General features: G+C 48.1%; 8 protein-coding genes. 3 read left to right on the top strand and 5 right to left on the bottom strand.

All coding sequences use genetic code 11. From position 1 onward, the window contains the following. On the top strand, window positions 1-93 hold a 93-nt coding region (locus tag ACO0KV_RS08740), incomplete at its 5' end, for an IS3 family transposase (RefSeq protein ID WP_423039490.1). 96 nt (window positions 94-189) lie between these two features. Here the strand turns inward: ACO0KV_RS08740 and ACO0KV_RS08735 are convergent. The 4 genes from ACO0KV_RS08735 to ACO0KV_RS08720 all read right to left on the bottom strand — a co-directional run bounded on the left by ACO0KV_RS08735 (window position 190) and on the right by ACO0KV_RS08720 (window position 3765). Beyond that, entirely contained in the window at window positions 190-1383 is a 1194-nt protein-coding gene (locus ACO0KV_RS08735; RefSeq protein ID WP_423041885.1) for a PLP-dependent aminotransferase family protein, read from the bottom strand. 148 nt (window positions 1384-1531) lie between these two features. Then, complete coding sequence (locus ACO0KV_RS08730) at window positions 1532-1990, bottom strand: RidA family protein (RefSeq protein WP_423041883.1); 459 nt, start codon at window positions 1988-1990, stop codon at window positions 1532-1534. 237 nt (window positions 1991-2227) lie between these two features. Continuing rightward, window positions 2228-3121 (bottom strand): DMT family transporter, encoded by an 894-nt coding sequence (locus tag ACO0KV_RS08725; RefSeq protein ID WP_423041881.1) that lies wholly within the window; start codon window positions 3119-3121, stop codon window positions 2228-2230. 47 nt (window positions 3122-3168) lie between these two features. Next, window positions 3169-3765 (bottom strand): LysE family translocator, encoded by a 597-nt coding sequence (locus ACO0KV_RS08720; protein WP_423041879.1) that lies wholly within the window; start codon window positions 3763-3765, stop codon window positions 3169-3171. A gap of 333 nt (window positions 3766-4098) precedes the next feature. Here ACO0KV_RS08720 and ACO0KV_RS08715 point away from each other — a divergent pair, with 333 nt between their 5' ends. Then, window positions 4099-5523 carry a PLP-dependent aminotransferase family protein gene (locus ACO0KV_RS08715; RefSeq protein ID WP_423041877.1) on the top strand — a complete coding sequence of 475 codons (1425 nt, stop codon included), beginning with the start codon at window positions 4099-4101 and terminating at the stop codon, window positions 5521-5523. 11 nt (window positions 5524-5534) lie between these two features. Here ACO0KV_RS08715 and ACO0KV_RS08710 read toward each other — a convergent pair whose 3' ends face one another. Next, window positions 5535-6605, bottom strand: coding sequence for a GGDEF domain-containing protein (locus ACO0KV_RS08710; RefSeq protein WP_423041875.1), 1071 nt, complete (start codon window positions 6603-6605; stop codon window positions 5535-5537). A gap of 463 nt (window positions 6606-7068) precedes the next feature. Here ACO0KV_RS08710 and cysS point away from each other — a divergent pair, with 463 nt between their 5' ends. Further along, window positions 7069-8442 (top strand): cysteine--tRNA ligase, encoded by a 1374-nt coding sequence (gene cysS, locus ACO0KV_RS08705; protein WP_423041873.1) that lies wholly within the window; start codon window positions 7069-7071, stop codon window positions 8440-8442. The last annotated feature ends 125 nt before the right edge of the window (window positions 8443-8567 follow it).

Here is an 8567-nt window from a genome sequence, read left to right as displayed (position 1 = left end):
ACCTATATTCGATACTATAATCATGACCGCATCAAAATGAAATTAAAAGGGCTGAGTCCTGTGCAATACAGAAATCAGCCCTTAGTAGCATAGCAATTAAACTGTCCAACTAAATGGGGTCAGTTCACAAAGCGGGTTTTATAAAACAAAATCAACAATCCCAGCGGGATAGATGAACAATGAAATTGCTTATAATTTTTTTCTAATTAATTGACCTAACTTCTCAATGCCCTCGTTAATCTTCGCAGGAGACACAGTAACAAAGGACAAACGCAACGTGTTTTTGTCTGCTTCATTCGCATAAAAAGGGCCGCCAGGGACAAATGCAACGTTTTGCTGAATTGCCTCAGCGAGCAGCGCTTTACTATCAATGTGCGCTGGCAATGTCACCCAAATAAACATGCCCCCCTCTGGACGTGTCCAGCTAACACCTTCCGGAAAAAATGTCGTCATCGCTTCTAACATGACGTCACACTGACGCGAGTACAACGCACGAATCGTTGGAATATGCTCACCGAGGAAACCATCTTTAATGACTTCATACACCACCATCTGCGTCAATTGTGCCGTGTGTAAATCAGCCGCTTGTTTTGCCTGCTCTAACTTGCGGATCAACGGTGCGGGGCCAACAACATAACCTAAACGGATCCCTGGAGTGAGCACTTTAGAAAACGACCCCATGTAAATGACACCATCTGGATTCATGTTGAGCATTTTTGGCAACGGTTCTCCGCGATAGCACAAATCACCGTAGGGATTGTCCTCAATCAGAGGAATTCCCATTCGGGCGCAGGTCTCAACCAGCTCCATACGACGTTCAACGGATAAAGTGCGACCTGTCGGATTCTGAAAATTCGGTAAGGCATACATCAGTCGAGCACCTTCGCCTTTTGCTGCAACGGATGCTGGAATCAAGCCATGCTCATCTGTATCGACAGATTCAAACTGTGGCTGATACACAGAGAACGCCTGCAACGCGCCAAGGTAACTCGGCGTTTCTACCAAGATTTTGCTACCTTCATCGACCAGCACTTTTCCCAGTAAATCCAGACCTTGTTGTGAACCCGACACCATCAGAATTTGTTCTGGTAAAATTTTGCAATCGGGTGTTGATAACGAAGCAGCAATAAATTCACGCAACGGCGCATAACCATCCGTCGGACCATATTGCAGCGCTGTTTTACCTTGTTCTGATAGCACTTTATCGAACGCAGCTTTCATACGCTCTACCGGAAACGTATCCGGTGAAGGCAAACCGCCAGCAAAGGAGATGACTTCCGGACGCATAGTGACTTTTAAAATCTCGCGAATAACAGAGCTTTGCAATTGCTCGGCACGTTGGGAGAATTTCCATTTGATGGGGGTAGGATGTTCAAGTTTCATGCTGGTCTCACTGGAAGTCGCGCCATGACTGGCAATTATTTTTCATCTTTTCAGAATTGATGCAACAACAATGACAGGCGTCGTCTGACGCTGCATCGCGGATGCATCAGCATTCATGTCTCGTCGCTCAATGTATTCGTTTTGTCACTTACGCAAGTTCAACGATCATTTCGATCTCAACACAGGCGCCCATTGGGATCTGTGCCACGCCAAATGCTGAACGCGCGTGTTTGCCTTGGTCACCAAATACTTCTGCGATCAGTTCAGAGGCACCATTCGTTACCAGATGCTGTTCAGTAAAGTCAGGAGTGGAATTGACTAAGCTCATCAGTTTGACAATCCGTTTGACACGGTTGAGGTCACCACCACAGGCGGCTTGCAGCGTCGCCATCAGGTCAACCGCTACCGCGCGTGCTGCCAATTTACCTTCTTCAGTACTGATGTTTTTACCGAGCTGACCCACCCAGACCTTACCGTCTTTTTTGGCAATGTGTCCGGACAAAAATACAGTGTTACCAGTTTGTACGTACATCACATACGCAGCAGCTGGTGCTGCAACCGCAGGCAGTTCGATATTCAGTGCTTGGAGTTTTTCGTAAAAAGACATGGTCATTCCCAAAAATTGTGGTGGCATAGCCAACCAGCGTGATAGATACAGATACGGTGCAGACGGACGATCAAGATATTTTTTATTTTTCAAGCAATCAAAAAAACCGGGCGGACCGCAAAGCACCACTATCTGGCGTGTAGCTCTCTATTGTAAGCCCGCCCCTGCCCGATTCATACCCCCAAAATCAAGTGGTCTTGTTGATTTTATTTGGTTCGATTCCGTTTTAAGCCGGTGCTAACGACGAATCTTCATTTGCCTTCCCAAGCCAACAGTAATAATCACTGCCACAGCAAAACCCAAGTTGATCACACTCAGTGATTCACCCACAATCACGGCAGCGCCAAGGAGACTCATAAACGGCTGCAACAGCTGCACCTGCCCCACTCGGGCGATCCCGCCTGTTGCCAATCCTTTGTACCAGAACAAGAAACCGATAAACATCGAAAACACCGAGACATAGACAAACCCACCCCAAGCAGGCAGTGATGCGTTTGCACCGTAATGCCAATAAGCCCAGATACTCAGACTCAGTGTCACGGGTGAAATCAATATCAGCGCCCACGCGATCACTTGCAAACCACCCATACTCTGTGCGAGGCGCCCCCCCTCCGCATAGCCCATGGCCGCTAACACCACTGCGCCAAATAATGCAAAATCAGCCCATTGCAAACTTCCTGCGCCTTGCATCAGAGCAAACGCCAGTACCAGCGCACTGCCAAGCACCGCCATGAGCCAGAATCCGACCGATGGCCGTTCATGAAAACGTATAGCAGCAAATAATGCCGTTGCCAGAGGCAAAATACCCAGCACAATTGCCCCATGCGCAGCAGGCACATGCTGCATCGCGATCGTGCTTAAAAACGGAAACCCCAACACAACGCCACAGGAAGTAATGATCAGTGATATCAATTCAGACTGTCGTGGCAGACGGGCCTTTTGTGACCACATCAAACCACCAGCCAGCACGGCAGCAACAACCGCTCGCCCCATCGCAACAAAAATCGGATTGAGCTCCGCAACTGCAAGCCGGGTAAACGGCAAGGTCAAACTAAAAATGGCAACGCCAGCTAACCCTAGCCACATCCCTTTGATTTCTGTCCGTTTTTGTTCTGTTATAGTTGCCATCATCGATCATTCATTAACATTATCATTTCTTCTCAGGCGACAAGAAGTCTTTACAAGCTAAACATCCATACCGCCGTTATTGCCAGCGAGATTCCCATACACAGATTAAAGGTGCGCAAACGTCGCCCTACGGATAACCAATGACGTAGTTTATCTCCCATCCATGCCCAAGTGAGTATGCTTAAGGCGCATGGCAAGGAGAATCCAAGACTCATCCACCCCATGCGCGAAAAAAATTCGCTTTGCCCGATTGCGTAGGTTGATGTTGCGGCGACCAACATCATCCACGCTTTGGGATTCACCATCTGAAATGCGGCCGCTTGTTGAATACTGAGTGGATGCATACTTTTACTGTCAGAGAGACTGGCAGAAAAACACAGTCGCCATGCAAGTAAAAGCAGATAGCCATTACCGGCAATTTTCATCAGCAACACCAGCTGTGGATGCCCCGACAGCAAGGACGCGCCACCCAAGCCGATGGCCCACATCATCAATACAAAACCTAAAGGGACACCCATGACTTGTGGTAAGGCCGCCCGCAGGCCGTGATTGACGCCCGTCGTCGCCGCAATGGCCACGTTCGGCCCTGGCGTGAACGACCCGATCCAGGCAAACATCGAAAAAGCAATAAATTCAGTTAAAGGCATAGGGTCTCCACCAACAACATATAAGGAGTAAAAATATACTCCCCGGTGTATTTTTAAATTATCTCGATTTCATAATGACAATGAGGCTATTTTTGAGGATACTCCCCTACCTCACTTTGCAAGCTCGTCTTTCGACTTCACCAACGTCTTCCTGCTTCAGCATGCACGTGGCAGCGAAAGCAACCGAGTTGTCTGCGCATCTGCTGCACTCTTTTTCATCAGCGATTGTGTTATCCTAAACGTAAAAACCAATACAGTACCAATACACTAAAAACGATAATCATCACACTGTTCTGGTCACTTCTCCAATACACGCAACGAAAACAAACTCTGATGATACAAACACCAACGTTTTATATTTCACGAGATTCCGGTGATTCCCTGGTCGAACAGATCGTGGCAGCGGTTGCTAATCGTATTGACGATAAGCTATTGAGGACAGGTGCCCGCATGCCGTCGATCCGTCAGTTCGCTGATGAACAGCACGTGTCTCGCTTCACTGTAGTCGAAGCGTACGACCGGCTGGTTGCCAAAGGCTATCTGGAATCACGCCGTGGGGCTGGTTTTTTTGTCCGCGAACGGGCATCAATGCTGACCCATACTCCCGTGGCGACGCAGGCATCTACCGGTACACAGCAAATGGATGTCGTGTGGCTGGTCAGGAATATGTTTCGTCAATTACCTCCGCAAAAAATGCCGGGTTCCGGTGTATTGCCGCACGACTGGCTCGATGGCGAACTTGTCGCCAATGGCTTGCGCGCAATCAGTCGTCTGAATCAGAATTTATTATTGCATTACGGGACACCGCAAGGCTTTCTCCCCTTGCGTCAGCAGTTACAACTCAAATTAGCCGAACTGGAGATCGCCGCTGCACCAGAACAGATTGTCATGACCACCGGCGTAACCCAAGCCTTAGATCTGGTAGCACGTGAATTTACCCGCCCAGGCGACACGATTTTTGTGGATGACCCTGCATGGTTTTTGATGTTTGGTTCGTTTGCCATTTTGGGTGCCAAAGTGATCGGCATACCGCGTCTGCACGATGGTCCAGATGTCGCAAAACTGGCAGAACTAGCGGCGATTCATAAACCCAAGCTCTACATCATTAATTCGGTGATGCACAATCCGACCTCAACGTCACTGTCAGCAGCAAAAGCGTTTCAGGTGTTAAAGACCGCTGAGTTGCATGATTTTATGGTGGTGGAAGATGATATTTACTGCGATATGCATCCTGGCAGTGCGGTGCAATCAGCGACCCGGATCGCTGCATTAGATCAGCTCAATCGCGTCATTTATCTGGGTGGATTTTCTAAAACACTGGCTGCAAATCTACGTGTGGGTTTTATCGCTACCTCACCGGATTTAGCAATCCGTTTGTCTGATCGAAAAATGCTCTCCACATTGACCACAACAGAAATCGGCGAACGTGTGGTCTATAAGATTCTCTCCGAAGGTCACTACCGCAAACACGCTGACCGTATTCGGGTCAAACTTGATGGCGTGAGGGATGACATCACCAAACGCTTAGAACATATTGGAATTAAAGTCGATTACCGAACACCTGCCGGGATGTTTTTATGGACCGAGACAGGAATCGATACCAATAAGTTGACAGAAAAAGCGCTCGAACAAGGCTATTTACTCGCCCCCGGTAGCTTATTTTCTCCGCACCAGGCGCCATCAACCAAAATGCGTATCAATATTGCGGCCATGTCAGATGCAGGCGTATGGGAATTTTTGAAAAAAGAACTCGGTTAAGATGCGCTATCTCAAGCAACCATAAATGTTGAGACTTTCCCCTTTCCACGTGCGTCACCAGCACGATGTAGCAAGGTAGAAAAGTCATCGCCCTCACGCGCCGTCGCCACGCCAATCGACGCCTCAATTTTAATTTCTTTACCATTGACGGTAACAGGAATGGAGACGACCGTTGAATGCGTGCGTCCGGCGATTTTTTGGGCATCACCAGCGGCTGCTTCAGGGAGTAATACGCAAAATTCGTCGCTTCCATAACGTGCCAGAATGTCATAGGAACGCATCACACGTTTAATACGACGGGTCACTTCGAGCAGAATAACATCGCCAGTTTCAGAGCCGTAGTCTTCATTGATTTTCTTAAAATCGGCAATATGAAGCACTAAGATCGATATCGGTTTAATGAGGCCTTTATGACGCTCAAACTCCGTATCTGCAAGCCGTATAAATTCTCGCCAATTTGCAACGCCTGTCACTGGATCAATATTTGTCTGACGATCCAATTCCTTTTCCGCACTCAATAACATACGGCGATAACGATGGACATAACTGGCAATAGCATGCCCAGTAACTGCACTCGCAGGTAACATCATCGCAACAACAAGCGAATAACCATAATACGGTGCATGCTTAAAAACCATCAGCAATAACGACGCAATGATAAAAGTAATGACGGGAATGCGCAGTATCGACAGCGGTATGGGCACCATAATAAATATCATCAAGCAACCCCAGATATCAATCAGGTAATGACCGAAATAATCGCTGGGAGTGCATGCATTGCTCATCCATTGCACGGCCATCACTAATACCACCCAGCGCAACAAATAGGTCGTAACGACAGGCGCCGCTCCCAAGCTTTTCAGTTTTTGCAAAAGCCACCCTGAATACAGCAACGTGATGCCCCGCAATAAAAGGAGCCCCGCTGTCACGGCCGATAGCTGATGAAAAAGAACATCAATGAAGCCCATCGGCAACATTACCCACATCAGTACCCGCACCGCAACACCTGCCTGTACCAGGTCCTGTTCCTTGAAAGAATGACGATATTTGTCTTCTGACACTTCTGGATATGTTGTTTGCATTGTCATTACCTTAAGGAAGCAGGTTTTGTTATTGAAGCAACATGATGTTTGTCATTGTACTTTGTGATCGGTAGGCAAGAAGCAGAATATTCACCTAGTTCAATGAGGTAAAGTAAAAAGAAGCAAGGTAAAAAGTATCAAGCAACTTTCGCCTTAAAAGCTTGCTATTGAACATAGGAAACGCTGTTTTTTAGGAAGAAAGGGCATATCTATGCTACATTCTCGTTCACTTCTTCAGCGTTCACTCATGCACATTATGCCCTTACTACGTCACTTTGCTGATTTTTTAACAGGTTTTTTGCCTGTTTCCAGCATTGACGCGCGGGCTTGTAGCAAATATTGGTGTCGCCATTACAGTCATTGCTGCTGTTGAATCTGCATTATCTCTTGCTGATTAGCAATTCTCTTTCATCGCGCGCACGACGCTCTTAATTTTTCATTCTAATTTCATTGTTAAACCAAGATGGACATACTTCTTTACGATAACTGGGAACGCCGCCTGCGCCCTTTCACACCTTTGCGTAACGATTGGGTTGGCTTGTATTGCTGTGGCCCGACCGTCTATGACTACGCCCATATCGGCAATCTGCGGACTTATCTGTTTGAAGACATCTTGCGCCGGACGCTGGAATGGAACGGCTATACCGTCCGCCACGTCATCAACATCACCGACGTAGGCCATCTGGTTTCGGATGGCGACGATGGTGAAGACAAAATGGAAAAAGGCAGCCGTAAAGCAGGTGAATCCGCATGGCAAATTGCCGAACGCTTCACGGTTGCTTTTAAGGCTGATTTGCAGCGTCTGCATATTCTCGAACCAACTATCTGGTGTAAAGCCACGGATCACATCGCCGAACAAATCGACTTTATTTCCTGCATAGAAAGTAAAGGCTTTACCTACCGCACCAGCGACGGCATTTACTTTGACACCAGCAAACAAGATGACTACGGTTATCTGGCGCGGATTAAACGTGATGCGATCAAAGCAGGTAGCCGCGTTGACCTAGGCGAAAAGCGCAATGCCACCGATTTTGCCTTGTGGAAATTTAGCCCAGAAAACGAACATCGTCAGATGGAATGGGATAGCCCATGGGGTCGCGGTTTCCCTGGCTGGCATATTGAATGCTCGGCGATGTCCGCCAAATACCTGACGCCTTGGTTTGATATTCATTGCGGTGGCGAAGACCATATTTCTATTCATCACAGCAATGAAATCGCCCAGAACCAGGCTTGCCACGGCACGCGTTTGGCTAACTTCTGGATGCACGGTTATTTCTTGCAAATTGATTCTGGCAAGATGTCCAAATCCAGCGGTGATTTCCTGCGTCTGCAAACATTGCTGGATCAACACATCGACCCGCTTGCTTACCGCTACCTGTGCTTGAGCGCTCATTACCGCAGCCAGATGCAATTCAGCTTTGAGGCATTACAGGCAGCGCAAACTGCTTTGCAACGCTTACGCGACACGTTCTATGCATGGCCTGCGGGCGGCAGTGTGAACGCTGAGTTCAAAGAAAAATTCACGACATTCGTAAACGAAGATCTGAACGTTCCACGCGCCTTGGCACTGGTCTGGGAAATGCTGAAATCGGATCTCTCGGATGCCGATAAAAAGGCAACTGTGGCTGAATTCGATCAAATTTTTGGCCTGGGCCTCGCAACATGGGTACCGCAAGCCTTGGAAATCCCTGCTGAAGTGCAAGTCTTAGCAGAACAGCGTCAGGCAGCGCGTGCCGCCAAAAACTGGGCAGAGGCTGACCGCCTGCGCGCAGCGTTACATGCGCTTGGCTTCGAGGTCGAAGATAAAGCGGGCAGCATGACTATTAAGCGGCTGTAATATCTTGAACACGGCGACGCTCGCCGCCGTGTTCTGATTCCCTACGTCCGCAAAAGGCACTGCCGTGCTGAGAGAATTTTGTTCTGCCGCCGTCATTCTGTCCCTGCAAAACACAGAAAACTTGA

It is taken from the genome of Undibacterium sp. RuRC25W (genome assembly GCF_049339825.1).
Lineage (GTDB): Bacteria > Pseudomonadota > Gammaproteobacteria > Burkholderiales > Burkholderiaceae_D > Undibacterium.
The sequence above is the reverse complement of the archived record's forward strand: the minus strand, read 5'-3'. Positions and strand labels throughout refer to the sequence as shown.